The 24,865-nt window shown below is 68.7% G+C and carries 23 protein-coding genes; 10 read left to right on the top strand and 13 right to left on the bottom strand.

What is annotated here, in order from left to right; translation table 11 throughout:
• Window positions 1–58 precede the first annotated feature (58 nt).
• The 9 genes from MRBLWO12_RS08995 (at window position 59) to MRBLWO12_RS08955 (ending at window position 10,263) form a co-directional block, all read left to right on the top strand.
• Entirely contained in the window at window positions 59–1,171 is a 1,113-nt protein-coding gene (locus MRBLWO12_RS08995; protein ID WP_363554680.1) for a BMP family lipoprotein, read from the top strand.
• 109 nt (window positions 1,172–1,280) lie between these two features.
• The gene (locus MRBLWO12_RS08990) at window positions 1,281–2,795 is read left to right on the top strand and encodes an ABC transporter ATP-binding protein (RefSeq protein WP_363554678.1); all 1,515 of its coding nucleotides are present in this window, start codon (window positions 1,281–1,283) and stop codon (window positions 2,793–2,795) included.
• The gene (locus MRBLWO12_RS08985) at window positions 2,792–4,111 is read left to right on the top strand and encodes an ABC transporter permease (RefSeq protein ID WP_363554676.1); all 1,320 of its coding nucleotides are present in this window, start codon (window positions 2,792–2,794) and stop codon (window positions 4,109–4,111) included. Before MRBLWO12_RS08990 ends, MRBLWO12_RS08985 begins: the two co-directional genes overlap by 4 nt.
• On the top strand, window positions 4,111–5,394 hold the full coding sequence (locus MRBLWO12_RS08980) for an ABC transporter permease (RefSeq protein WP_414685513.1): 1,284 nt from the start codon (window positions 4,111–4,113) through the stop codon (window positions 5,392–5,394). Before MRBLWO12_RS08985 ends, MRBLWO12_RS08980 begins: the two co-directional genes overlap by 1 nt.
• A 27-nt stretch (window positions 5,395–5,421) precedes the next feature.
• The gene (locus MRBLWO12_RS08975) at window positions 5,422–5,820 is read left to right on the top strand and encodes a cytidine deaminase (protein ID WP_050722786.1); all 399 of its coding nucleotides are present in this window, start codon (window positions 5,422–5,424) and stop codon (window positions 5,818–5,820) included.
• Window positions 5,817–7,109 (top strand): thymidine phosphorylase, encoded by a 1,293-nt coding sequence (locus tag MRBLWO12_RS08970; RefSeq protein WP_363554672.1) that lies wholly within the window; start codon window positions 5,817–5,819, stop codon window positions 7,107–7,109. Before MRBLWO12_RS08975 ends, MRBLWO12_RS08970 begins: the two co-directional genes overlap by 4 nt.
• A 41-nt stretch (window positions 7,110–7,150) precedes the next feature.
• Window positions 7,151–8,266, top strand: a complete 1,116-nt coding sequence (locus MRBLWO12_RS08965) for an adenosine deaminase (RefSeq protein ID WP_363554670.1) — start codon at window positions 7,151–7,153, stop codon at window positions 8,264–8,266.
• Window positions 8,267–8,306: 40 nt separating this feature from the next.
• The gene (locus MRBLWO12_RS08960; RefSeq protein WP_363554668.1) at window positions 8,307–9,374 is read left to right on the top strand and encodes a polysaccharide deacetylase family protein; all 1,068 of its coding nucleotides are present in this window, start codon (window positions 8,307–8,309) and stop codon (window positions 9,372–9,374) included.
• Window positions 9,375–9,402: 28 nt separating this feature from the next.
• Window positions 9,403–10,263, top strand: a complete 861-nt coding sequence (locus MRBLWO12_RS08955) for a carbohydrate kinase family protein (RefSeq protein WP_363554666.1) — start codon at window positions 9,403–9,405, stop codon at window positions 10,261–10,263.
• 60 nt (window positions 10,264–10,323) lie between these two features.
• On the opposite strand, the gene MRBLWO12_RS08950 is transcribed toward MRBLWO12_RS08955, so the two are convergent.
• From MRBLWO12_RS08950 to MRBLWO12_RS08905, 10 genes are all read right to left on the bottom strand, one after another.
• Entirely contained in the window at window positions 10,324–11,076 is a 753-nt protein-coding gene (locus MRBLWO12_RS08950; RefSeq protein WP_363554664.1) for an alpha/beta hydrolase, read from the bottom strand.
• Between the two features lie 9 nt (window positions 11,077–11,085).
• The gene (locus MRBLWO12_RS08945) at window positions 11,086–12,045 is read right to left on the bottom strand and encodes an SDR family oxidoreductase (protein ID WP_363554662.1); all 960 of its coding nucleotides are present in this window, start codon (window positions 12,043–12,045) and stop codon (window positions 11,086–11,088) included.
• A complete protein-coding gene (locus MRBLWO12_RS08940; protein ID WP_363554660.1) occupies window positions 12,042–12,995 on the bottom strand; it encodes a bile acid:sodium symporter family protein in 954 nt (317 codons plus the stop codon). Before MRBLWO12_RS08940 ends, MRBLWO12_RS08945 begins: the two co-directional genes overlap by 4 nt.
• Window positions 12,992–14,284: a flavin-containing monooxygenase gene (locus MRBLWO12_RS08935; RefSeq protein WP_363554658.1), complete on the bottom strand. Its 1,293-nt coding sequence runs from the start codon at window positions 14,282–14,284 to the stop codon at window positions 12,992–12,994. Before MRBLWO12_RS08935 ends, MRBLWO12_RS08940 begins: the two co-directional genes overlap by 4 nt.
• Before the next feature lie 106 nt (window positions 14,285–14,390).
• On the bottom strand, window positions 14,391–15,548 hold the full coding sequence (locus MRBLWO12_RS08930) for a mannitol-1-phosphate 5-dehydrogenase (RefSeq protein WP_363554656.1): 1,158 nt from the start codon (window positions 15,546–15,548) through the stop codon (window positions 14,391–14,393).
• Window positions 15,548–15,979, bottom strand: a complete 432-nt coding sequence (locus MRBLWO12_RS08925; protein WP_363554654.1) for a PTS sugar transporter subunit IIA — start codon at window positions 15,977–15,979, stop codon at window positions 15,548–15,550. The genes MRBLWO12_RS08930 and MRBLWO12_RS08925 overlap by 1 nt, the downstream gene beginning before the upstream one ends.
• Before the next feature lie 66 nt (window positions 15,980–16,045).
• Window positions 16,046–17,671, bottom strand: coding sequence for a PTS mannitol transporter subunit IICB (locus MRBLWO12_RS08920; RefSeq protein ID WP_363554652.1), 1,626 nt, complete (start codon window positions 17,669–17,671; stop codon window positions 16,046–16,048).
• Window positions 17,668–19,353 (bottom strand): phosphoenolpyruvate--protein phosphotransferase, encoded by a 1,686-nt coding sequence (gene ptsP, locus MRBLWO12_RS08915; RefSeq protein ID WP_363554650.1) that lies wholly within the window; start codon window positions 19,351–19,353, stop codon window positions 17,668–17,670. The genes MRBLWO12_RS08920 and ptsP overlap by 4 nt, the downstream gene beginning before the upstream one ends.
• Complete coding sequence (locus MRBLWO12_RS08910; protein WP_363554648.1) at window positions 19,350–19,637, bottom strand: HPr family phosphocarrier protein; 288 nt, start codon at window positions 19,635–19,637, stop codon at window positions 19,350–19,352. Before MRBLWO12_RS08910 ends, ptsP begins: the two co-directional genes overlap by 4 nt.
• Window positions 19,634–19,951, bottom strand: coding sequence for a PTS sugar transporter subunit IIB (locus MRBLWO12_RS08905; RefSeq protein ID WP_363554646.1), 318 nt, complete (start codon window positions 19,949–19,951; stop codon window positions 19,634–19,636). Before MRBLWO12_RS08905 ends, MRBLWO12_RS08910 begins: the two co-directional genes overlap by 4 nt.
• Window positions 19,952–20,117: 166 nt before the next feature.
• Between MRBLWO12_RS08905 and MRBLWO12_RS08900 the strand changes: the two genes are divergently transcribed.
• Window positions 20,118–22,040, top strand: a complete 1,923-nt coding sequence (locus tag MRBLWO12_RS08900; RefSeq protein ID WP_363554644.1) for a BglG family transcription antiterminator — start codon at window positions 20,118–20,120, stop codon at window positions 22,038–22,040.
• Between the two features lie 6 nt (window positions 22,041–22,046).
• Here MRBLWO12_RS08900 and MRBLWO12_RS08895 read toward each other — a convergent pair whose 3' ends face one another.
• The 3 genes from MRBLWO12_RS08895 to MRBLWO12_RS08885 are packed head-to-tail and all read right to left on the bottom strand — an operon-like array spanning window position 22,047 to window position 24,865.
• Complete coding sequence (locus MRBLWO12_RS08895) at window positions 22,047–22,310, bottom strand: HPr family phosphocarrier protein (RefSeq protein ID WP_363554642.1); 264 nt, start codon at window positions 22,308–22,310, stop codon at window positions 22,047–22,049.
• A 54-nt stretch (window positions 22,311–22,364) separates the two neighbouring features.
• Window positions 22,365–24,035: a phospho-sugar mutase gene (locus tag MRBLWO12_RS08890; protein ID WP_363554640.1), complete on the bottom strand. Its 1,671-nt coding sequence runs from the start codon at window positions 24,033–24,035 to the stop codon at window positions 22,365–22,367.
• The gene (locus MRBLWO12_RS08885) at window positions 24,032–24,865 is read right to left on the bottom strand and encodes a purine-nucleoside phosphorylase (protein WP_363554638.1); all 834 of its coding nucleotides are present in this window, start codon (window positions 24,863–24,865) and stop codon (window positions 24,032–24,034) included. The genes MRBLWO12_RS08890 and MRBLWO12_RS08885 overlap by 4 nt, the downstream gene beginning before the upstream one ends.

Genomic DNA, 24,865 nt, shown 5'->3' with positions numbered 1-24,865 from the left:
ACAGTAGGTAACTTTGATCGATCCGCGATGGCCGCGGTTTCGTTGAGGGAGGCATGAGTTGACCATCTCCACCACCAAGAAGCTGCTCGGCGCGACAATCGCCGCGGGCGTCGTCTTCGCACTCGCCGGCTGTGGCCAGGCGCCGACCGCTGAGCCCGAGGGCTCCGAGAAGCCTGTCGACTCCGACTTCCTTCCCTGCCTCGTCTCCGACGCCGGCGGCTGGAACGACAAGTCGTTCAACCAGTCGGCCAAGGAAGGTATGGACAGCGCCGCGAAGGAGCTGGACATCAAGCCCCTCGAGTTCGAGTCGGCGAACGACAACGACTACGCGCCGAACCTCGAGACCGCGGTCTCCGAGGGCTGCTCGCTCATCGTCTCGGTCGGATTCAAGCTGTCCGCCGCGACCGTCGAGTCGGCACTGGCTAACCCCGAGATCGACTACGCGATCATCGATGACTGGGCCGACAACGACTTCGACGGCAACGTCGACGCCCCGAACGTCAAGCCCCTCGTCTTCGACACGGCTCAGGCTGCCTACCTCGGTGGCTACGCCGCCGCGGCGTGGTCCGCGCAGAGCGGTGTGAACAAGGTCGGCACCTTCGGCGGAATGCAGATCCCGTCGGTCGCCGTGTTCATGGACGGCTACCAGCTCGGTGTCGAGAAGTACAACGAGGACAAGTCGGCATCGGTCGAGGTCTTCGGTTGGGACGCAGCGACGCAGAAGGGCTCCTTCACGGGTGGCTTCGACGCGAACGACACCGCCAAGCAGACCGCGCAGGGCGTGCTCGACCAGGGCGTCGACGTGATCCTCCCGGTCGGTGGACCGGTGTACCAGAGCGCGGCTGCGGCGATCGCCGACAGCGGCAAGGACACCCTGATGCTCGGTGTCGACAGCGACCTCGCCGTGGCAGACCCGAGCGTGGCCGACGTCACGCTGGTCTCGATCATGAAGGCGATCGACGTGGCTGTCCACGACGCGACCATCTCCGCCGCCGCGGGCGAGTTCGACCCGGCGCCGTACATCGGCACGCTCGAGAACGAGGGCGTGAAGCTCTCCGGCTTCGGCGGCTTCGAATCGCAGCTCCCCGATGGGCTGCTCGACGAGATCGCCGAGCTGCAGAAGCAGATCATCGCCGGCGACATCACGGTGGAGTCGAAGAACTCGCCGTGATCTGACGCAGGTCCAAGCGCGGGGCGAGTGGTGAGCAATTCTGCCACTCGCCCCGTGCCGTGGACGGGCGATGATTCTCCTGGATGACTCTTCTGGATAAGGTGCAGATATGAAGCTCGAACTTCGCGGCATCACCAAGCGATTCGGTAGCCTCGTGGCCAACGACCACATCGATCTGGTGGTCGAGCCGGGGGAGATCCACGCGCTCCTCGGCGAGAACGGCGCGGGCAAGTCCACGCTGATGAACGTCCTCTACGGCCTGTATCAGGCGGATGAGGGTGAGATCCTCCTCGATGACGAGGTGCAGCATTTCCGCGGTCCCGGTGACGCGATGGCTGCAGGGATCGGTATGGTCCACCAACACTTCATGCTCGTCCCGGTGTTCACCGTGGCCGAGAACGTCATGCTCGGACATGAGCAGACCAAGGCCCTCGGCACGCTCGACATCGCGAAGGCGCGAGAGCACGTGCGGTCGGTCGCGGCCCGGTTCGGCTTCGACATCGATCCGGATGCTCTCGTCGGGGATCTCCCCGTCGGGGTCCAGCAGCGCGTCGAGATCATCAAAGCCCTCTCGCGCGACGCGAAGGTGCTCGTGTTCGACGAGCCCACAGCCGTGCTCACGCCGCAGGAGACCGACGAGCTGATGGCCATCATGCGCCAGCTGCGCGACGAAGGCACCGCGATCGTGTTCATCACGCACAAGCTGCGCGAGGTGCGCGAAGTCGCCGACAAGATCACCATCATCCGGCTCGGACGTGTCGTGGGCGAAGCATCGCCGACCGCCACCAACGCCGAGCTTGCATCGCTCATGGTCGGCAGGGCCGTCGAACTCACCGTGCACAAGGAAGCCCCGCGCATCGGCGAGGGCGGCCTCGAGGTGAAGGGCCTGCGCGTCCTCACCCCCACCGGAGCGATCGTCGTCGACGGTATCGATTTCGCCGTTCGCCCCGGCGAGGTCCTCGCCATCGCCGGTGTGCAGGGCAACGGACAGACGGAGCTCGTCGAGGCCATCGTCGGTCTCGCCGCCCGTGTCGAGGGATCGATCGTGCTCGACGGCAATGAACTCGTCGGCAAGAGCGTGCGGGCGATCCTCGACGCCGGAGTCGGCTTCGTGCCGGAGGACCGCACAGAGGACGGACTGGTGGCGGGATTCTCCGTGGCCGAGAACCTCATCCTGGACCGTTCGGATGACCCCGCTTTCAGCCGCGCCGGCACGCTGCGCCGCTCCGCGCTCGAGGAGTTCGCGCGTGAGCGCATCCGCGAGTACGACATCCGTACCCAGGGACCGCACACGCCCGCAGGGACGCTCTCGGGCGGCAACCAGCAGAAGGTCGTGATCGCGCGCGAGATGAGCCGTGATCTGCGACTGCTGGTGGCCGCGCAGCCGACCCGTGGTGTGGATGTCGGCTCGATCGAGTTCATCCACAAGCGCATCATCGAGACGCGCGATTCCGGCATCCCGGTGATCGTCGTGTCCACCGAGCTCGACGAGGTCGCGGCTCTCGCAGATCGGATCGCTGTCATGTACCGCGGCGCGATCGTCGGCGTCGTGCCCGGCGACACACCCAGAGAGACACTCGGACTCATGATGGCCGGAGCGGCCGAAGGGGAGGTGGCCGCGTGAGCGGAGCGACACCCGGCGCGGGAGACGTGACCAAGGGGCTGCCGCCGGAGCAGCTGTCCACGAGCACCGGCACGGTTCCCCGTGACTCGTCCGATGTGCCGCCGCCTCCGCGCGGCAACGTGGTCCTCAAGGAGATCCTCCGTGGCAACGCGGTGACGACCGTCCTCGCGATCGTGCTGGCACTGATCGTGGGCGGCATCCTCATCGCACTGACGAACGAGGACGTGCAGGCCGCATCCGGCTACTTCTTCGCGCAGCCGGGAGACACGTTCGTCGCGGCATGGAACGCGGTGTACAACGGCTATGAGGCACTGTTCCGCGGTGCGATCTTCAACGCCCGTGGCGCGGACTTCGCGGCGCAGATCCGCCCGCTGACCAACACGCTCGGGTTCGCCGCGCCGCTGATCGCAGCCGGTCTCGGTGTCGCGCTGGCGTTCCGCGTCGGCCTGTTCAACATCGGTGCACGTGGACAGATGCTCATCGGTGTCGCGGTCGCGGCGCTGCTGACGTTCTCGCTCGACCTGCCGATCTGGCTGCACATCCCGGTGACGCTGATCGCCGGCATCGCGGGCGGTGCGCTCTGGGGTGCGATCGCCGGACTCATCAAGGCGCGCACCGGTGCGCACGAGGTGATCCTCACGATCATGCTCAACTACATCGCGTACTACCTGCTGCTGTGGATGATCCGCACCCCCGGCCTGCTGCAGAAGCCGGGCACGAATCAGGCCCTCGGTTCGGCCACCCCGGAGAGCGCGCAGTTCCCGACGCTGCTGGGACCGCAGTTCCCGCTGCTCGACTTCGGTTTCGTCGTCGTCATCGTCGCGACTCTGTTCGTCTGGTGGCTCATCGAGCGTTCAGCGCTCGGAATGCGCATGCGCGCGGTGGGCGAGAACCCGCACGCCGCGCGGGCAGCCGGGATCAGCGTGCAGCGCATCTACGTGTACGCGATGCTGTTCGCCGGAGGCCTCGCGGGTCTCGCCGGCATGAACCAGCTCCAGGGCGCCGTCACGACCGGTGTCACCGAGACGATCGATGCCGGCATCGGCTTCGACGCGATCACTGTCGCGCTCCTCGGGCGCAGCCGCGCGTGGGGCACGTTCGCCGCCGGCATCCTGTTCGGCGCTCTCAAGGCCGGTTCGTTCTCGATGCAGGCGCAGGACATCCCGGTCGACATCGTGCTCGTGGTGCAGTCCCTCGTGGTGCTGTTCATCGCGGCGCCGCCGTTGCTGCGGACGGTGTTCTTCCTCCCGAAGACCGATATCGAGAAGGCTGCAAGGCTCAGAGCCAAGGCCGCGAAGAAGGCGGTGGCGGCATGATGTCCCTCGTGCAGACCCAGGCCGCTGACGGCACGGTGCAGCTCGCGACCGTGAAGCAGCGGCACCTCAAGGCGCCGATCGTCCTGGCGGGTGCCACCGTGCTCCTCGCCTTGCTGTTCCTGCTCGTGCCGCGTGACGGCATCAGCACCTTCCGTCTGTCTGACCAGTCGTCCGCGCTCGCGCTTCCCGACGTCGCGCTGCCGACCGCGTCGACCTTCTGGGTCGTGTTCGGAATCCTGGTGGTGCTCACGGTCGGAGCATTCCTCCGCGCCTGGACCTACCGCAAGCCGTCGCTCTGGTTGGTCGTGGCCTACGGCGCCCTCGCCGTCTTCGCGTTCCTCGTGTGGGCGGCCGCCGGGGGCCTCGTTCCCGTCACGAGCCTGCTGTTCGGCGCGGTGTCGCTGTCGGTGCCGCTGGTGTTCGGTGCGCTCGGCGGTGTCATCGGCGAGCGTGCCGGTGTCGTGAACGTCGCGATCGAGGGCCAGCTGCTCCTCGGCGCCTTCTCCGCCGCGCTGCTCTCCAGCATCACCGGCAACCCGTTCGTCGGTCTGGTCGGCGCGATGATCGGCGGCGTCCTGGTGGCGAGCGTGCTCGCCGCGTTCGCGATCAAGTACCTCGTAGAGCAGGTCATCGTCGGTGTGGTGCTCAACGTGCTGGTCACCGGTCTCACCGGATTCCTCTACGGCGCGCTGCTCGCGCCGAACGAGGCGACGCTGAACACGCCCGTGCGCTTCCCGCGCGTCGAGATCCCGCTGTTGAGCGACATCCCGATCATCGGACCGGTGCTCTTCAACCAGACGTTCATCGGCTATCTGATGTTCATCACTGTCGCCGTCGTCGCGTGGGGCCTGTACCGCACCCGCTGGGGCCTGCGGCTGCGCGCCGTGGGTGAGCACCCGCAGGCGGCAGACACCGTGGGCATCAAGGTGAACCCGACCCGGTTCTGGAACGTGCTGCTCGCCGGTGCGATCGCCGGGATGGGCGGGGCGTACTTCACGCTCGTCTCCGTGCCGCAGTTCGGCAAGGACATGACCGCCGGCCTCGGTTTCATCGCCCTCGCCGCGGTGATCTTCGGTCGGTGGGACCCGATTCGCGCGACGCTCGCCGCGCTGCTCTTCGGGTTCGCGACGAACCTCCAGAACCTGCTCTCGATCCTGAAGACGCCGATCCCCGGCGAGTTCATGCTCATGTTGCCGTACCTGGTCACCCTTCTCGCCGTCGCCGGATTCGCCGGACAGATCAAAGCACCTGCCGCAGACGGCAAGCCGTACATCAAGTCCTAGGCCTGTCGAGAAGAGAGAACGATCGCAATGACTGATATCGACTGGGACGAGCTCCGCCAGGTCGCGACCGAGGCGATGGCCAAGGCGTACGCGCCGTACTCGCGCTACAAGGTCGGAGCCGCAGCCCTCGTCGGTGACGGCCGCATCGTGGCCGGATGCAACGTCGAGAACGCCTCGTACGGTGTCACGCTGTGCGCCGAGTGCGCCCTCGTGGGGGACCTGCACATGTCGGGAGGCGGGCAGCTCGTCGCGTTCGTGTGCGTCAACAACGACGGACAGACGATCATGCCGTGCGGCCGGTGCCGTCAGCTGCTCTTCGAGCACGCGATGCCCGGAATGCTGCTGGAGACCGTCTCCGGTATCCGCACGATCGACGAGGTGCTTCCCGATGCGTTCGGGCCGCGCGACCTGGAGGATGCACGATGACCGTTGAACCCTACGACGCGGTGGACGTCATCCGCTCCAAGCGCGATGGCGGCGTCGTCGCCGAACCTGCTCTGCGGTGGATGGTCGACGCTTACACGCGGGGATACGTCTCGGATGCGCAGATGGCCTCGTTCGCGATGGCGATCTTCCAGCGCGGGATGGAGCGCGATGAGATCCGCGTGCTCACCGACGCGATGATCGCGTCGGGAGAGCGGATGAGCTTCGCGTCCCTCGGCAAGAAGACCGTCGACAAGCACTCCACCGGCGGCGTCGGCGACAAGATCACGCTGCCACTGGCCCCGCTCGTCGCGGTGTTCGGCGTCGCGGTGCCGCAGCTCAGCGGCCGCGGCCTGGGCCACACCGGCGGCACGCTCGACAAGCTCGAGTCGATTCCCGGCTGGCGCGCCGCCCTGAGCAACGAGGAGATGTTCGCGCAGATGCAGGGCGATGTCGGCGCGGTCATCTGCGCTGCGGGCTCGGGCCTCGCTCCCGCAGACAAGAAGCTGTACGCGCTGCGCGACGTCACCGGCACCGTGGAGGCGATCCCGCTGATCGCGTCCAGCATCATGTCGAAGAAGATCGCCGAAGGCACCGACGCTCTGGTGCTCGACGTGAAGTTCGGCTCCGGCGCCTTCATGCAGGACATCGACCGTGCGCGCGAGCTCGCCCGCACCATGGTCGCCCTCGGCACGGACTCCGGCGTCGCCACGACGGCGCTGCTGACCGACATGAACGTGCCCCTGGGACGCGCGATCGGCAACGCGAACGAGGTGCGCGAGTCGGTCGAGATCCTCGCCGGCGGCGGCCCCGCCGATGTCCGCGAACTCACGATCGCCCTCGCCAGGGAGATGCTCACCCTCGCAGGACAGCCGGATGCCGATGTGGAGGCCGCGCTCGATGACGGTCGCGCCATGGACGGCTGGAAGGCCATGATCCGTGCGCAGGACGGCGATCCCGATGCGGCGCTGCCGACGGCCAGGGAGACCCACGTCGTCACCGCGCCCTCCGACGGGGTGGTATCGCGCCTCGACGCCCTCCCGTTCGGTGTCGCTGCCTGGCGTCTCGGCGCCGGCCGGGCACGCGCTGAGGATCCGGTGATCTTCGAGGCTGGCATCGACCTGCACGCCAAGCCGGGAGACCGTGTGGTCGCCGGCCAGCCGCTGTTCACGCTGTCGGCCGCCGACGAGGCGCGCTTCCCTCGTGCGCTCGAGGCTCTCGAAGGGGCATGGCAGATCGGTTCCGAGGCGCCAGCGGCCGGTCCCATCGTGCGTGAGCGCATCACGGCCTAGGCTGAGGCTGCCGATCCTGCACCACTTCTGAGAGGACCACCATGTCGATCGATCCGAACGGCGACGTCACGATCCAGGGCGTGTCCCTGCGAAGCCTGCCGAAGGTGTCGCTGCACGACCACCTCGACGGAGCCCTGCGACCGGCGACGATCCTCGAGCTCGCGGATGCGGAGGGGCTGGCGGTTCCCGCGAAGGATGCTGCCTCGCTCGGACGCTGGTTCACCAGCCAGAGCGACTCGGGCTCCCTGGCCGACTATCTCAAGACCTTCGACGTGACGATCGGTGTGATGCAGACGGCGGCCGGCCTGACCCGTGTCGCCCGCGAGTTCGTGCAGGACCTGGCCGCCGACGGCGTGATCTACGGCGAGGTCCGTTGGGCCCCGGAGCAGCACCTCACGCGCGGCCTGACGCTGGAGCAGACGGTCGCGGCAGTGCAGCAGGGCATTGAGGAAGGCGAAGAAGCTGCCGATCGCGACGGCCACAGCATCCGCGTCGGCCAGCTGATCACCGCCATGCGGCAGACCGACCGCGCGCGGGAGATCGCCGAGCTGGCCGTCGCCTTCCGTGGTCGTGGCGTCGTGGGCTTCGACATCGCGGGACCCGAAGACGGATTCCCGCCCTCGAACCACCGGGCCGCCTTCGACTATCTCGCCGAGAACTTCTTCCCCGTCACCGTCCATGCCGGCGAGGCGGCCGGCCTCGCGTCGATCCGCTCCGCGCTCATCGATGGGCGGGCGCTGCGCCTGGGGCACGGCGTGCGGATCGCCGAGGACCTGCAGGTCGTCACGGAAGAGGGCGACGAGGTGCAGGTGCAGTTCGGCGACCTCGCTCGATGGGTGCGCGATCGGGAGATCCCGCTCGAGCTCTCGCCGTCGTCGAATCTGCAGACCGGCGCGGTCGCGGCCTGGGGAAAGACCCTGGCCGACCACCCCTTCGATCTGCTCTACCAGCTCGGTTTCTCGGTCACGGTGAACGTCGACAATCGCACCATGAGCGGCACCTCCCTGACGCGTGAGCTGGCGCTGCTGGTCGAGACCTTCGAGTACGACCTCGACGACCTCGAGGCGTTCCAGTTCAATGCGGCATCGGCTGCGTTCCTCCCGGTCGAGGAGCGGGAAGAGCTCGTCGAGATGATCGCCGAGGGCTTCGCGGACTGACGGCACGATGCCTCGGGGGAGAAGGCGGCGCACGGGCGTCGTGATCGGCATCAGCGCGGCCGTCGTGCTGCTCGGCGCGGGGGCAGCGGGGTTCGCCTGGATGAACAGGGCGCCGGCTGATCCGACGCCCAAGAACGTCGCCCAGCCGATCGAGCGGGTGCTGACGCCGGCGCAGCAGCTGATCGTCGACGCCGACGACCCTCTGGCGTGCGCGGCGTCGTTCTCCGGCGATGGCATCGTCGAGGAGCCGATGCTGCAGTGGCAGAACGCGCTCTACCAGGCGCTCCCGATCCCTGCCCAGGACGGGCTGGTGTTCGCCGGGTGGTACCCGACCGCGGAGAGCGCGGCCGCTGCCGACCCTGCTTCTCGGGTGAACGGCGCTGATCCGGTCGTGTGCACGGATCAGCAGATCGAGCTCTTCGGTGCGTGGAAGACTCCCGAGGAGAATCTCGCAGAGGGGACGAAGGTCCCGATCCTGATGTACCACCAGTTCACCGCGAACCCGGATGGAGAGAAGGGCTGGCTGCGCGGCAACTACGCGTACATCGGCGACTTCGAGGCGCAGATGGCGCACATCGCCACGACCGGCTTCTATCTGCCGACCTGGGACGAGCTCAGTGCGTTCATCGACGGCCGCCTCTTCCTGCCCGCCCGTTCGGTGATCATCACCGACGATGATGCGGACCAGACGTGGTTCGACCTGGCCGCCCCTGTCGTCGAGAAGCACCAGCTGCTGGCGACATCCTTCATGATCACCGCCTACCGTCAGGATCCGCCGCCGTCCATCTACGTGCTGCGTCGCTCCCACACGCACGACATGCACCAGGCGGGTGACAACGGGAAGGGGCGGATGGTCAACTGGACGGCCGAGCAGATCGCCGAGGACCTGAATCTCTCCGGAGACGCACTCGGTGTGCGTGAGGTCATCGCGTATCCGTTCGGGCACTACAACGACACCGCCAAGCAGGGGGTCGCGCTGGCCGGCTTCGAGATGGCGCGCACGATCGAGCCGGGGTACGTCGGGATCGGCACGGACAAGCTCGCGCTCCCTGTCGTGCGCATCGACTACGGCATGGGCCTGGACGCGCTGATCTCCCGCATCGGCTGAGGCCACCGGACGCGGCAGGATGGTGTTCATGTCCGACGCCTCCGTGTTCATCGCTGGCCCCGCATCGTGGAACCAGATCGTGCTCCTCGATCGGCTTCCCGACCCCGTGCCCCACATGCAGTTCGCGGAGGAGTCGTGGGAGACGCTCGGCGGGACGAGTGCGGGCAAGGCGCTGAGTCTTCGCGGGCTCGGACGGACGCTACTTCTCTACGCCGCAGCGGGCGATGACGACGCGGGCAGGCAGGTGCGCGCGGCGCTGGAGACGGCCGATGTCCCTGTGCACTGGGCCCGCAGCGCGGAGACCGAGCGTCACCTCAACCTGATGACCCGGCGGGGTGCCCGTGTCTCGCTCTATCTCTCGTCACCGGCGGCGCAGTCGGACCGGGACGACGCGGCGCTCCAAGCGGCGATGAAGGCGTCCGAGGTGATCGTGTTGGACCTGGCTGCCGAGCCGCAACGACTCCTGCCCCTCGCGACTGCGACGGGGCGCTCGATCTGGGTGGACGTGCACGACTACGACGGGACGGCGGAGTTCCACCGTCCCTTCCTCGCCGCGGCGGACGTCGTCTTCTGCAACGCCGACCGGCTCGATGATCCGCTCGCCTTCCTGCACGGCTGCATCGCCGCGGGGGCGTCTCTCGCGGTCTGCACCCTCGGAGCGGAGGGCGCGGTCGCGGTGGACGCGCACGGGGTCGAGCATCGGGTCGCCGCCGTCCCCGTGGAGGTCGTCGACGCCAACGGCGCGGGAGACGCGTTCTTCGCCGGCGTGCTCGATGCGCGGCTGGCGGGGCATCCGGTCCCGGAATCGCTCGCGGCCGGTGCATGGGCCGCATCGGCCGTGCTCCGCAGCCGCCACCTGCACCCGCTGCTCGATCCGCATCTCGGCTGAGGGGCGGTTCTCGGCAGACGGGCGGTTCGGCGCTGACGGAGAGTTCCAGGCTGAGACGCGTCAGCGACCGACGAGGGACTCCTGGGCGAAGGCGCCGACCAGCGCGGTCACGGTCTGATGCATCTCCTCGTCGGAGATCGTGGGTGTGCCGTCGCCGGCCTGCGGCCCGTAGTCACCGAATGAGGCGTGCGAGGCGCCGGGGATCTCGACGAGCTCGGCATCAGCGGGGAGCAGCGGGCGGGCGGCGGCGATCTTCTCCGGTGTCGACAGTCCGTCTTCGGACCCGGCGATGCTGAGCACGGGGAGATCCGTGTCGGAGACATCCGTGGCACAGTACGAGCCGAACAGAAGGAGGGCGTCGGCATCGCCGGCGAGCTGGCATGCGCGCACGCCGCCGAGGGAATGTCCTCCGACGGCCCAGGTGTCGATGTCGGGTGCGGTGGAGGTGAACGAATCGAGGCCACGCAGGTCGAAGAACGCGAGGTTCAGCCAGGGGCGTGTGATCACCACGGTCATCCCGTCTTCGGCGAGGCCCTGCAGGATCGCTGCGTATGCCCACGGGTCGACCTTCGCGCCGGGGATGAACACGACACCGATCTCGGAGTCGCCGTCGGCGGGAGCGAGCACGATGCCCTCGGGGGCATCGGTGACGGTGATGTCGGGGTTCTCTCGCACGGTGGCGAGCGGTTCCGACTCCGCGGCCATCACGCCGACCTGGCTACACACGAGGATGCCGCCGATGCCGAGCACCAGCACGGCCGCGATGCTCCCGAGAATCCAGCGGAGTACTCGGCGGCGGCGCTTCTTCTGCATGCCCCCAGGTTACGCGGTGCGGTGTTCTGCGACGTGGGGGTGCGCGGCCAGGTACGCCTCGAACGCTTGCCGGCTGGTCAACGCCGGCGTGTAGCCGAACCGCGCCTTCAACCGACTGTTCGCAAGCACCGGTCGGTAGCGCAGGAACGGGACCTTCTCGGGGCCGTGGACGGTCAGTCGGAGCGCCCGACCGATCCGGAGTGCCGCGGCCAGCACACCGGCAGGGATCGTGAGCGTCGATTTGCCGAGTCTGCGGGCGATCTCGGTGACGGTCATCCGCCCGTCGCCTGCGATGTTGAAGATCCCCGCCGGGCCGTCTGCCGCGGCACGAGCCATCGCCGCGGCCACGTCGTCGACCCAGACGAACACGAACGGGGAGTCGGAACCGCTGATGCGCAGAATGCGCCTGCCGTCCCACAGCGCGGTGATCTGGTTCTGGACGGTGGGGCCGAGGATCGTGCCGATGCGGAAGATCACCTGCTCCAGGGCCGGATGCGACTCGCGGTACTCGGCCAGCATCTCCTCGACGAGCCGCTTGTGCCGGGAGTAGGGGAAGGCATCGTTGCCACGCAACGGCTGATCCTCGTCGATCCACTCCGGGTTGTCCCGGTGGTAGCCGTAGGCGGCTCCCGAGCTGGAGACCACGATCCTGCGCACCCCGGTCTCGATGCACGCCGCGAGCACGTGGGCGGTGCCGGTGACGTCCACCCGGTACTCCAGATCGACATCGTGCCCCGGGTTGACGATCGCCGCGAGGTGCACGACCGTGTCGATGCGGTGGGTGCGCAGCAGGGGAGCGAGTGCGTCCGGATCGGTCACGTCGAGAAGGGCATCGATGACTCCCAGGCGCGGCTGCCCGCTGCGCAGGTCGGCCGAGACGATCAGCTCGACGTCGCCGCGAGCAGTCAGGGCGGCGGCGACGTGTGTGCCGAGGAAGCCGCCACCGCCGGTGATCAGCACCCTGGTCACGGCACGGTCTCCATCGTGGTGCGTCCGGTGGCGTCACCGGATGCGGATCCGGTGCGCCTGCGGGTGTGCCGCGCCCAGAGCCCGGCGAGGATGAGGCCGGCCACGATGTCCCAGATGCCCCACCAGCCGGCGACGATCGCCATGCCACCGAGACCGTCGAAGAACAGGAACACGAGACCGAGACCGAGACCGGCGTTGCGGATGCCGACCTCGAACGTCATGGCCTTGCGTTCGCGCGTGCCCAGGCCGCCGACCACCGCCGTGCCGTAGCCGAGCGCGAGCGCGACGGCATCGTGCACGGTCACGACGAGCACGATGATGCCGAGCACCTGGATGAACACGGCCCAGTTGCCGATCAGCGCCGCGAGGATGAAGGCGAGCAGTGCGATCAGGCTGAACCACTTCACGAACGGCTGCACGCGGCGCGTGAGCGCGGGCAGCTTCGCACGGATCACCAGGCCGAGCGCGAACGGGAGTCCGACGATGAGCAGGATCTCCAGCAGCATCTTCCATGGATCCAGCGCGACTTCGCGCAGCAGCTCGCGCGCCGTCGGATGCAGCGAGCCCCAGAACGTGATGCTCAGGGGCATCGCGACGATGTAGACCAGGTTGCCCACAGCGGTCAGCGAGACGGACAGCGCGACGTTGCCGCCGGAACGGTGTGTGAGCACCTGCGAGATGTTGCCCGGCGGGCAGCAGGCCACGAGGATCATGCCGAGGGCCATCGAGGCGGAGACGGGCAGCACCAGGGTGAGCAGGAAGGTGGCGATCGGAAGAAGCAGCAGCTGCGCGAGGATCGCGATCACGAACGGCTTCGGATGCTTCGCGACGACCTTGAAGTCCGACGGCGAGGTGTCCAGCGCGATGCCGAACATGATCAGGCCCAGCACCACGTTCAGGATCGTGAGCGTGCCCGGCGTGAAGCTGAGCACGACGTCGTCGACGTTCATCCGCCCGCCTCCAGCTCCTGCTTCTCACGTCTGACCGCGCCGCGGTAGGCATCCTTGTTCACGTAGTAGGCCATGCGATCGAGCCCGAGGTAGTGGTAGCCGCCGCTGAGGTCCGGCCAGGGGGCACCGGTCACGCGCGTGCGGAAGCGCTGGGCGGACGCCGGGTCCCGCTCGACGGCGTTCAGGTAGGAGGCCAGCAGGTCCGCCTGCTCGTAGCGGCCCTGCCATCCGATTCCCGATGCTTCGATCATGCCCATCACATAGAGGCCGTTGAAGGAGGCGGGGAACATGTTCAGGAACAGGCGGGGCGCGGCCCCCCTCCACTGCAGGTGAGCCCGGTCGACGAACGGGTAGTCGAGGGTGTATCCGGTGGCGAGCAGCACCAGGTCGTAGTCGTCTGAGGTGCCGTCGCGGAAGTGCACCGTGTCACCCTCGAACCGCTCGACGTCGGCGCGGATGCGCAGATCGCCCTGGCCCAGGTGGTTGAGGATCAAGGTGTTCACGATCGGGTGGGATTCGTAGATCCGATAGTCGGGCTTCGGGAAGCCGAACCGCACCGGATCGCCGGTGAAGGCGCGGAGGACGCGGCTGTCCAGAGCCTGCTTGACACGGGCGGGCAGGGGCTTGCCCTGGTTCAGGGTGTCGCTGGGCTTGCCGAACAGATAGCGGGGCACGAAGTAGTAGCCGCGGCGCACACTCATGTCGATCGAGGCGGCATGGTGCACGGCATCGACGGCGATGTCGCAGCCGGAGTTGCCTGCGCCGATCAGCAGCACGCGCTTGCCGGTCAGCTGGGAAGGAGACTTGTAGGCGCTGGTGTGCAGGAGGTCGCCGGTGAAGGTGCCGGGGAACGACGGGATGTTCGGCTCGGCGAGCGTGCCGTTCGCGAGCACGACGCCGGCGTACCAGCGCGTCTGCTCGCCGTCGGGGCCGACTGCCGTGAGATCCCAGCCCCCGTCCCGCGGCTCGAGCCGGCTCACGCGGGTGTCGAACCGGAAGAGCGGCCGCAGCGCGAAGTGCTCGGCGTAGTCGCGGAAGTACTCGTGCAGCACCCGATGCCCGGGATAGTCGACCGTGGAGCGCATCGGGAAGTCCGTGAACTCGGTCGTCGTGCGCGAGGAGATCAGATGCGCGGACTCGTACATCGTGCTGCGCGGGTTCGAGATGTCCCAGAGCCCGCCGACGTCGTGCGAAGCCTCGTAGCCCTCCACACCGATACCGCGCTTCTGAAGGGCCCTGGCCGCGGCGAGACCCGAAGGGCCCGCGCCGATGACGGCGTATGTGTTCATGCTGCTCCCGCACGTCGCTGTGCTCGAAATATCGCCAGCGCCTCGACAGAAGCGCCCCCGCCCACCGATCGTATCGGGTGGGCGGGGGCGCTGCGGAGTCCGGAGATCAGCCGACGCCGATGTGCTCCTGACGTGCCTGCACGGCGTCGCGGATCGATGGGAAGAGCGGATGCTCGGGGTCGAGCCCGGTCGTGCGGGTGGTGAAGGTCACGGCGTCGTCCGTGCGCAGCAGTTCCTGCAGTTCCACCGACTGCTCGTCCTCGACATCGTCGAACGCGAGAGCTGCAGCGATCGCCGCCACCAGCGCGCGCGCGGAGAGACCGTGCTCCGCCGCCATCGCGGCAGGGCCGACGAAGCGCTCGTGGCGGGAGATCTTGCGCAATGGCTGGCGCCCGACGCGCTGTACCGTGTCGACGAGCGCCGGGTTGCGGAAACGCTCCAGGATCGTGGCACGATACTCGGCCAGCTCCGCGGGGTCGAGGCCGTGTGCCGCGACCAGCACGGCGGAGGTCTCCTCCAGTGCTGCAGTGACGTGCCCGGCGATCGTATCGTCGGCGAGGGCGTCCGAGATCCGCTCGATCCCGCGCTGCGCGCCGAAGTACGCCGCCGCCGCATGTCCGGTGTTCACGGTGAAGAGTTTGCGCTCGATGTAGGGGGCCAGGTTCTCGACGAAGTGCGCGCCGGGGATGTTCGGCAGCGCGCCGCCGAACACGCCGGACTCGATCGCCCACTCGAAGTACGGCTCGACTGTGACGTCGACCCCGGCGCCGGGCACCTGTGCCGGCACGATCCGATCGACCGCGGTGTTCGCGAACACCGCTCGTGCCAGGAGCTCCTCGGCGTCGACGCCCGCCGCGGCCTCGATCTCGGCGCGCAGCAGATCAGTCGCGCCGATCGCGTTCTCGCATGCCATGACCTGCAGCGGGGCCGCGCCGGCGGGGCGTCGGGCGAGTCCGGCGACGATGGCAGGTGCGACGAACCGCAGCACGGTCGGTCCGACCGCGGTCGTCACGACATCGGCCGTCGCGATCTCCGTGGCCACGGACTCGGGATCGGTGCGGCTGTTGACCGCGCGGAAGCCAGTCACCACGTGGTCGACGCCACCGGGACCCGCTTCGTGCACGGTGTAGGAGTCGGCCTCGTTGATGGCATCCACCAGAGCGTCGGCGACGTCGGAGAAGACGACCTCGTAGCCGCCCTCGTGCAGCAGCAGGCCGACGAAGCCGCGCCCGATGTTGCCGGCGCCGAAGTGGACCGCCTTCATCAGTCGTTCACCGCCGACAGCAGGGCGAACAGCTCTTCCGGCGTCTGCGCGGCGTTGAGCGTCGCGACATCGTCGTCATCCGAGAACAGGATCGCGATCTGCGAGAGGATCTCGAGGTGCTCGTCTCCGCGTCCGGCGATGCCGATAACGAAGGTCGCGGGCTCGCCCGCCCAGTCCACGCCGCCGTCGTAGCGGACGACCGAGAGAGCGGAGGCGAGGATCGCGTCCTTGGTCTCGTTCGTGCCGTGGGGGATGGCCAGGCCGTTGCCCATGTAGGTCGACACGGTCTCCTCGCGCTGGCGCATCGCGTCGACGTAGGCGGGGGTGACCGCCCCGGCCGAGATCAGGATGTCTGTGGCCTCCTGCAGGGCCTGATCCTGGGTGGCGCTGCCCGCGTGGATGCGGACCTGGCCGAGGGTGAGAACGCTCATGGTGTGTTGCCTTTCTGGGAATGATGAGGCGGGGCGGATGCCGTGGCACCCGCCCCGCCTGGTCTGTCACGCGTCGGAGTCGCGCTGAGTGCGCACCATCTCGACGACCTCTTCGTACTTCGGAGAGTTCATGAAGTTGTCGACCGACACGTGGATCGAGTTGGGCGACTGCGCCTTCGCCCGATCCGTCAGCTGCTGCTGTGTGATCACGAGGTCGGCGGTGCCGTCGAGGTTCGCGATCGCCTGGTTGATGACCGTGACCCCGTCGATCTCGGCCTTCTTGAACTTGTTCCTCAGCACGCTCGCGCCCATGGCGGAGGAGCCCATGCCGGCGTCGCAGGCGAACACGATGTTCGTGATGCGACGGTCGGTGACCACGCTTCCCGCAGCACCCGTCGCGGCGGCGCCGGAGGAGGTGCGCAGCGCGTCCATGGCTGCCGAGGACTTGCCCTTGTTCGCCTCGGTCTGCGCGATCGCTGCGCCGAAGGCATCGCCCTCGGCTTCGAGGTCACGCTTGCGCGAGGCCCGCAGGATGACGCCCGTGATGAGGAACGTCACGACGGCGGCGATGACGACCGACAGGTAGACGGTCAGCAGGTTGCCGACGCCAGGGCCGATCGCGGCCGCGGTCACGGCGATGATGCTTCCCGGTGCGGCGGGGAATGCCAGACCGCCACCGAGGACCATGTTCGTCGTCACACCGGCAGCGCCACCCGCGATCAGCGCGAGGATCGTGGTCGGCTTGCTCAGCGCGTACGGGAAGTAGATCTCGTGGATACCACCCAGGAACTGGATGATCGCCGCGCCCGGAGCGGATGCCTTCGCCGCTCCGACGCCGAAGAACGTGAACGCGAGGAGCAGGCCGAGGCCCGGGCCGGGGTTCGCTTCGATGAGGAACAGGATCGACTTGCCGGTCTCGGTGGCCTGCTCGATGCCGAGCGGGGTGAACACGCCGTGGTTGATGGCGTTGTTCAGGAACAGGACCTTCGCGGGTTCGACGATGATCGACACGACGGGGAGCAGCTGCAGCGACACCAGCCAGTCCACGGCCGAACCCAGCACCGCGCTGATTCCGAGCATGACAGGACCGAAGGCGAAGAAGCCCGCGATGGCGAGGAGCATGCCCAGGATTCCGGCGGAGAAGTTGTTCACCAGCATCTCGAAGCCGGGACGGATCTTGCCCTCCCACAGCTTGTCCATCTGCTTCGTGATCCAGGCGGCCAGCGGCCCCATGATCATCGCGCCGAGGAACATCGGGATGTTCGTGCCGACGATCACACCGACCGTGGCGATCGTCGCCACGACACCGCCGCGCTCTCCGTAGACCATGCGGCCGGCCGTGTTGGCGATCAGCAGCGGCAGCAGGTAGGTGACCATCGGACCGACCAGGCCGACGTAGGCGAGGATGTTGCCGTCAGCGGTCTCCGCCACCGTCGTCATGGCGCCCTGCCAGCCGATGATGGCCGAGTCGCCGCCACCGCCGATGATCTCGGCGACACCGGCCCAGTGCCAGCCCGTGAACGGGGTCTCCGCGCCGAAGAACCCCTTCGGGATGAACAGCATGGTGATGAAGCCCCACGCGATGAATGCCGCGATGTTGGGCATGATCATGCCGGACAGGAACGTGCCGAACCGCTGCACTCCCGTTCGGACCCCGCCCGGCTTCCGGGCGGCTGGTGACGTCGTCGTCATGATGTCGTCTCTTTCTGATGTGAGGGGAAGGACGCAGTGGCTTGCGCCACCGCGTTGCGTGCACCGGCGGCGTCATCCGCCGCCAGTGCGATCTCGGCGAGCGTGCGGGCCTCGTCGAGGGTGCGTTCGGAGAGGGTGTGGCGCACGTCAGCCAGAGCGGACGGCGCCATCGACAGGCTCGTCGCGCCCAGGCCGACGAGCACGACAGCCAGCAGCGGGTCCGCGGCGGCCTCGCCGCAGATCCCGATCGGCTTGCCGAGGCGTGCGCCGGCATCGCCGACCTCACGCACCAGGCGCAGCACCGCAGGGTGCCACGGATCCTGGAACCCGGCGACCGAGCCGAGCAGCCGGTCGGCTGCCATCGTGTACTGCGTCAGGTCGTTCGTGCCGATCGAGGCGAAGTCGGCGTGCGCGAGCACCCGGTCGGCGAGCAGGGCGCTCGCCGGGACCTCGACCATGACGCCCGCGGTCTTCAGCCCGTACTCGCGGGCGAGAGCGGTGAAGTAGGCGGTCTCCTCGACCGTCGTGACCATCGGAGCCATGACCCAGAGGTCGGCCTCGGTCAGCGCGTCCGCCTCCGCGAGCGCCGTGAGCTGCTCCCGGAGGATATCCTCGCTGGCGCGCAGTGCTCGCAGCCCGCGGAGCCCCAGCGCGGGGTTCTCCTCGTGCGCGTCGTTGAGGAACGCCAGCGGCTTGTCGGCGCCGGCATCGAGCATCCGTACGACGACCTTCTTGCCGGGGAACGCCGCCAGCAGTTCGCGGTACGACTCGCGCTGCTGCGCGATCGTCGGGGCCTGCGTGGCGGAGAGGAACAGGAACTCGGTGCGGAAAAGCCCGACGCCCTCGGCCCCGCGTTCGACGGCGTCGGACGCGTCTGCAGGTTTCCCCAGATTCGCCAGCAGCGCGATCGGCGTGCCGTCGGCGAGGGCGCCGGGGGTCAGGGGTGCCGCATCCGCAGAGCGCCGCTCGGCGGCGCGCTGCGCGGCGCGATCCAACTCCTCCGGGGAGGGATCAGCGGTGACGAGCCCGGCCGCGGCATCGACGATGACCGTCTGACCGTTGGCCAGCGCCGTGGCCTCGACCGCACCGACGATCGCGACGATGCCCTTCTCTCTGGCGAGGATCGCCGTGTGCGATGTCGGGCCGCCGTCTGTCGTGATCAGCGCGAGCACCTGCTCGAGGTCGAGCAGCGCGGTGTCGGCGGGAGCCAGGTCCCTGGCGACGAGGACGAACGGATGCCCGGGGTTCGGGATGCCGGGGGCGTCCACTCCGCGCAGGTGCGCGAGCACGCGCTGGGCGATGTCGTCGAGGTCGGCGGCACGCTCGCCGAGGTAGCCGCCGACCGCCTCCAGCGTGGCGCGGAAACCGGCGAAGGCGTCGTGCACGGCCCACTCGGCCGTGGCGCCGGCGTCGAGGCGGGTGTCGACCTCGTCCTGGAGGGTCGGGTCTTCGGCGATCATCGCCTGCGCCTCGAGCACGTCCTGGGCGGATCCGCCGGCGGCGGCACCACGTTCGTTCAGCTCCCTGGCGACCACGGCCACGGCATCCCGCACCCGGACCCGCTCTGCGTCGGCCCCGCGGGTGCTCGGTGTCTGATCGGGCGCCGGCAGCGCCTCGGTCATCCTGATGACGGTGCCCTGGGCGACGCCGAGACCGATTCCGACTCCACGGAGAGTGCTCATCCGGCGGCGTCCTGGTCGTGGTCGGTCGTGAGCAGCTCGGTGAGGGTGTCGATCACGTTCTCGGCTTCGGCGCCGTCGCCGTCGACGGTGAGGGTGACGTAGTCGCCGTACTCGATCGCGAGGGCGATGACGCCCAGGATGCTGGCCGCATTGACGGGTTTGCCGGAATCCTTGGCGATCGTGACGGGCACGCCGGCATCCTTCGCCGCCTGCGCGAACAGCTTCGCCGGGCGGGCGTGCAGCCCGTGCGATGAGCCGATGCGAACGGTGCGAGAGGTGGTCATGATGTTCCTTTCGGGGTGCTGCTGACATCGGGGAGAAGACCGCGCGCGATGGCGAGTGTGCGCTCGCCTGTGCGGTCCGCGAAGACATCGGGTGGAAGGAGCGCGACCGGGCTGTGCACCGCGCTCCGGATGGCCGCGAGCCGGTCGGCGAGGTGCGGACCGACGAGCACGAGGTCGTGCGCGCCGTCGATGACAGAGCTCTCCATGCCTGCGGAGGCGTCCCAGTCGAGACCGACTTCAGCGGCCGCGCGACGGAGTCGCTGAGCGACGAACGTGCTGGACGCGCCGGCGCCGCACACTACGAGGATCCTCATCGATGCCACCTTCCTGAGAACAGTCTGTGAAAGGACGAGGTGCGTCACCACCACGTTCCTTTCCGCCCCTGCGGAACCTCGGTTTCCGCGCATGCCCCTCGGCGAACTGACATCATGGAGACACGTCAGGACAGTGCAGTCAGCACGTGGAGGAGTCGGAGGGATCATGTCGCGTCAGCGCCAGGACCAGCTGCTCTCGACCCTCCTCCGCCAAGGATCATGGGCGACGGCGGGCAGCCTCGCCGATCTGCTCGGAGTCACCCCGCGCAGCGTGCGCTCCTACGTCGCCGCCTTGAACGCGCGGACACCCGACGGGGACGCTGTCGAGTCCGGTTCGGCCGGGTATCGCGCGGGCTCCGGTGCGCGAGCCGCGCTCCGCATACGTCAGACCGGCGAGTCGGCGCCCCGCGATCGCCTGCACGGTCTCGTGCGCACCCTGCTCGACACCCCCGCCGGCATCGACGTCTTCGAGACAGCCGATCAACTGCACGTGAGCGAGGCGACGCTGGAAGCGGACCTCGCCCGTGTGCGCGCGCTCATCGACGGCACCGACCTCACGCTCGAACGGGACAGGGAGATCGTGCGACTCCGGGGCAACGAGACGGCGCAACGACGACTGCTCAGCAGGCTCGCGCACGACGAGATGGACGCGGCATCTTTCCACCCGGAGACGTTCCGACGCGCGCTCGCGGGCAATGCCGTCGCCGCGCACGCCGTCGCGCCGTTCAAGTCGGCACTGGTGCGGGAGCTCGGTGAGCTCGGTTACTACGTGAACGAGCTCGCCATCTCGGATGTGCTGCTGCACATCGCCATCGCCGCCGAGCGGGTGGCTGCGGGACACGCGTTGGAGTCCGCGCCGTCGGGCGCTCGTGCCGAGATCCCTCAGGTCGGCGCCGTGATCGCGCGTCTGGCCGGCGAGCATTTCGCCGTGGCACTCGGCGAGGGGGACAGCGATCATCTCGCCTCCCTGGTGCTGACCCGCATCGTCGCTCCGGGAGAAGACGCAGCAGGCGACGTCGCCCGCAGCGGCGTGGACCCGGAGGTCGAGGCCGCCGTCCGCGCCGAGGTGCAGCGCGCGGCCGACGACTACCAGGTCGACCTCGTCGACGAGACCTTCCAGCTCCGGCTCGCGCTGCACGTGCAGAACCTGTTGCGTCGGGCCGAAGAGAGCGCACTCACCAGGAACCCGCTCACCCGGTCGCTCAAGACCTCCTACCCGATGATCTTCGAGGTCGCCGTCTCCATCGCCAGCGGCTTGCACGACCGCCTGGGCGCACCCATCCATGACGACGAGATCGCGTACATCGCGATGCACGTCGGTGGGCGTCTCGAGCGGAGCCGCAAAGCCGAATCGATCCTCACCGCGACCATCGTCTGCCCCGGATACTACGAGCTCCACGAACTGCTGCGCTCCAGTGTCGACCGCTCGCTCGGATCGGCGATCGAGGTGACCAGCGTGATCACCAACGTCGACCCCGACTGGACATCCTTCGACACCGACCTCGTGCTCAGCACGATCGAGCCGGGGGCATCCGGCGACCGTTTCGTGCGCATCCAGCCCTTCCTGACCGACTCCGACGTCGACCGCATCCAGTCGGCGGCCGGCCGGGTGCGCCGGGGACGCCGCCTGACGCGCCTGCGCGGAGAGCTGGCACGCTACTTCCACGCCGACGCCTATGTATCGCCGCTTCCCGATGAGGGGGAGGAGGCGATCATCCGGCGCCTGGGCGGTCTCCTGGTCCGCACCGGCTTGATCGGCGAGGACTACATCGAGAACACGATCGCGCGCGAGCAGATGTCATCGACCGCGTTCACCGACTCGCTCGCCGTCCCCCATGCGCTGCAGATGACGGCGACCAGGACCGCCATCGCGATCGGTGTCGCCGACGGCTCGGCCGCCTGGGGCGACGGCCGCGTGCAGGTCGTCGCGCTCGCCGCGTTCAGCGAGAGTGATCGCGCCGCGTTCCAGACCGTGTTCGAGCAGCTCGTGGAGGTCTTCAGCGAGCGCGAGAGCGTGCAGCGGATCGTGCGCAGGGCCGCGAGCTTCGAGACCTTCCTCGACGAGCTCGTCGCGGTGATCGACGGCTGATCGCCGTCAGTGTCGTGGTGCGAGGACTTCGCTCAACGTGTCGAGCACGGCCGCGGCATCCGAGGACTCCCGCGTCTCGAGCGTGACGGCATCGCCCGGCGCCAGCGCCAGGTCCATCACCGCCAGCACGCTGCTCAGGTCGACGACCACGCCGTCAGCGGTGCGCAGGGTCACCGCGTCACCGTGCGCCTGTACGACGCGCACCAGCTCGGCGACCGGTCGCGCATGCACGCCGTTGTGCGCGGTGATGGTGACATGACGGCTCAACATGCTCCGATGCTAGCCGTGGTCCGCCGGCGAGTGCCAGCGGACCACGGCTAGGCGTCAGGAGCGCTCTTCGAGGAGGACGCGGACGCCGGCCTCGAGTGCGGCCACGACCTCGATGGCGTTCTCGGCGGAGTCCGCCTTCGCATCGATGTACACCTTCAGTTTCGGCTCGGTACCGCTCGGGCGCACGATCACGCGCGATCCGTCGGACAGGCGGTAGCGCAGCACGTCGCCTGACGGCTGACCGGGTGCCGCCTGCAGCAGGTCCTCCGCCGCAGCGATCGCGTGGGTGCCGATGTGCGTGGGTGGCAGCGATCGCAGCGACAGCATCACGGTGCCGATGATCGAGAGATCCTCGACGCGCACCGAGACCTGCCCGCTCGCGAAGTGGCCGTAGGTGTCACCGAGCTCGGCGAGCAGGTCGGCCAGTCCGAGGCCGCGGTCGCGGGCCTCGGCGGCGAGGCCGAGGATCGCGACCGCCGCGGAGATGCCGTCCTTGTCACGCACGGTCTCGGGGTTCACCAGGTAGCCCAGGGCCTCCTCGAAGCCGAAGACGATGCCCGGGGCGCGGGAGATCCACTTGAAGCCCGTGAGGGTCTCGTGGAAGTCCAGTCCGTGGTGCGCGGCGACTGCGCTGAGACCGGGAGAGGAGACCAGGGAACAGGCGAGCGAGGCCCCGGGGGTGCCCTCCGCGGCTCGTGCGGCACGGGCACCGAGCAGCAGTCCCACCTCGTTGCCGGTCAGTCGACGCCAGCCGTCTGCGGCGGACTCGTCGGGGATCGCGACCGCGAGACGATCCGCATCCGGGTCGTTGGCCAGGATGAAGTCGGCCTTCGCGCGTCGCGCTCGCGTGAACGCGAGGTCCATCGCTCCCGGCTCCTCGGGGTTCGGGAACGAGACGGTGCGGAACCGGGCGTCCGGCCGAAGCTGCTGATCCACGACCGCCGGCTGGGGATAACCCGCCGTCTTCAGGATGCGCGACAGCGTCTCCCATCCGACGCCGTGCATGGCCGTGTAGACCCAGCGCAGGCCATCCGCGCCCGCTGGAGCAGGAGCGACGGCCGCTGTCGCGGCGACATACGCGTCGATGACGCCTTCCGGCGCGATCTCGTAGTCGGTGGACCGGGGGAGAGCGGGGACCCGCACGGTGTCGGCGACCCGCTGGATCTGCGCGGCGATCTCGGCATCGGCCGGAGCGACGATCTGCGAACCCTGATCGTCGCCGCCGAGGTAGACCTTGTAGCCGTTGTCGTTCGGCGGGTTGTGGCTGGCGGTCACCATCACGCCCGCGTCAGCGCCGAGGCGCCGAACTGCGAACGCCAGGACCGGAGTCGGCAGCAGTCGGGGGAGCAGGATCGCTCGCAGGCCGGCACCTGCGAAGATCTCGGCGGAGTCTGTCGCGAAGACACGCGAGTTGCGCCGGCCGTCGTATCCGATCACGACCGTCGGGGTGGCGCCGTGAGCGCGCTCGCGGAGGTACGCGGCGAAGCCTGCGGCGGCCTGCGCGACCAGGACCCGGTTCATCCGGTTGCTGCCGGCGCCGAGCTCTCCGCGCAGACCGGCGGTTCCGAAAGCGAGACGTGCTCCGAAACGGTCATCGAGTTCGGCACTCGCCGCTTCGTCGCCGCCTGCGGCGCGCGTGATGAGCCCCGCGAGCTCGTCACGGGTCTCGTGGTCGGGGTCCTGCCGCAGCCACGCTCGCGCCTGCGCGAGCCTCTCCTCGCTCACAGCGCCTCGACCACTCGGGCCAGCAGGGCGGAGATCACCGGTTCGGCTTCACGTCCGGCTTCGATCACCTCTGCATGGCTCAGTGGCGTCTTCTGGATGCCGGCGGCGAGGTTCGTGATGAGCGAGAAGCCCAGCACCTCCATACCGGCTTCGCGGGCGGCGATGGCCTCGAGCGCGGTCGACATGCCGACGATGTGGCCACCGATGATCTTCGCCATCTGCACCTCTGCCGGGGTCTCGTAGTGCGGGCCCCGGAACTGCGTGTACACGCCCTCGTCGAGAGAGGGGTCGACGCTGCGGGCGACATCACGCAGACGCGAGGAGTACAGGTCGGTCAGGTCGATGAAGGTGGCGCCCTCGAGCGGGGAGTCGGCCGTGAGGTTGATGTGGTCGCTGATCAGCACCGGCTGACCGGGCGTCCAGGTCTCGCGGATGCCGCCGGCGCCGTTGGTGAGCACCATGATCTTCGCCCCGGTCGCGGCGGCGGTGCGGACGCTGTGCACGACGCGGCGCACACCGTGGTCCTCGTAGTAGTGGGTGCGCGCGCCGATGACGAGCACGTTCTTGCCGTCGGGCGTGCGGATGCTGCGGAGGGTTCCCACGTGCCCTTCGAGTGCCGGCTTCGAGAAGCCGGTGACCTCGGTCGCCGGGATCGTCGCCACGGTCTCGCCGATGATGTCGGCGGCCTTGCCCCAGCCGCTTCCGAGCGTGAGGGCGATGTCGTGCTTCTCGACGCCGGTCAGCCGGGCGATGTCGGCGGCAGCGGTGGCTGCGACCTCGAACGGGTTGGCAGACGGGTCATCGAGGGGGTTGCTGTATGTCTCGGGCAT

It is taken from the genome of Microbacterium sp. LWO12-1.2 (assembly GCF_040675875.1).
Classification (GTDB): Bacteria; Actinomycetota; Actinomycetes; order Actinomycetales; family Microbacteriaceae; genus Microbacterium.
The sequence above is the reverse complement of the archived record's forward strand: the minus strand, read 5'-3'. Positions and strand labels throughout refer to the sequence as shown.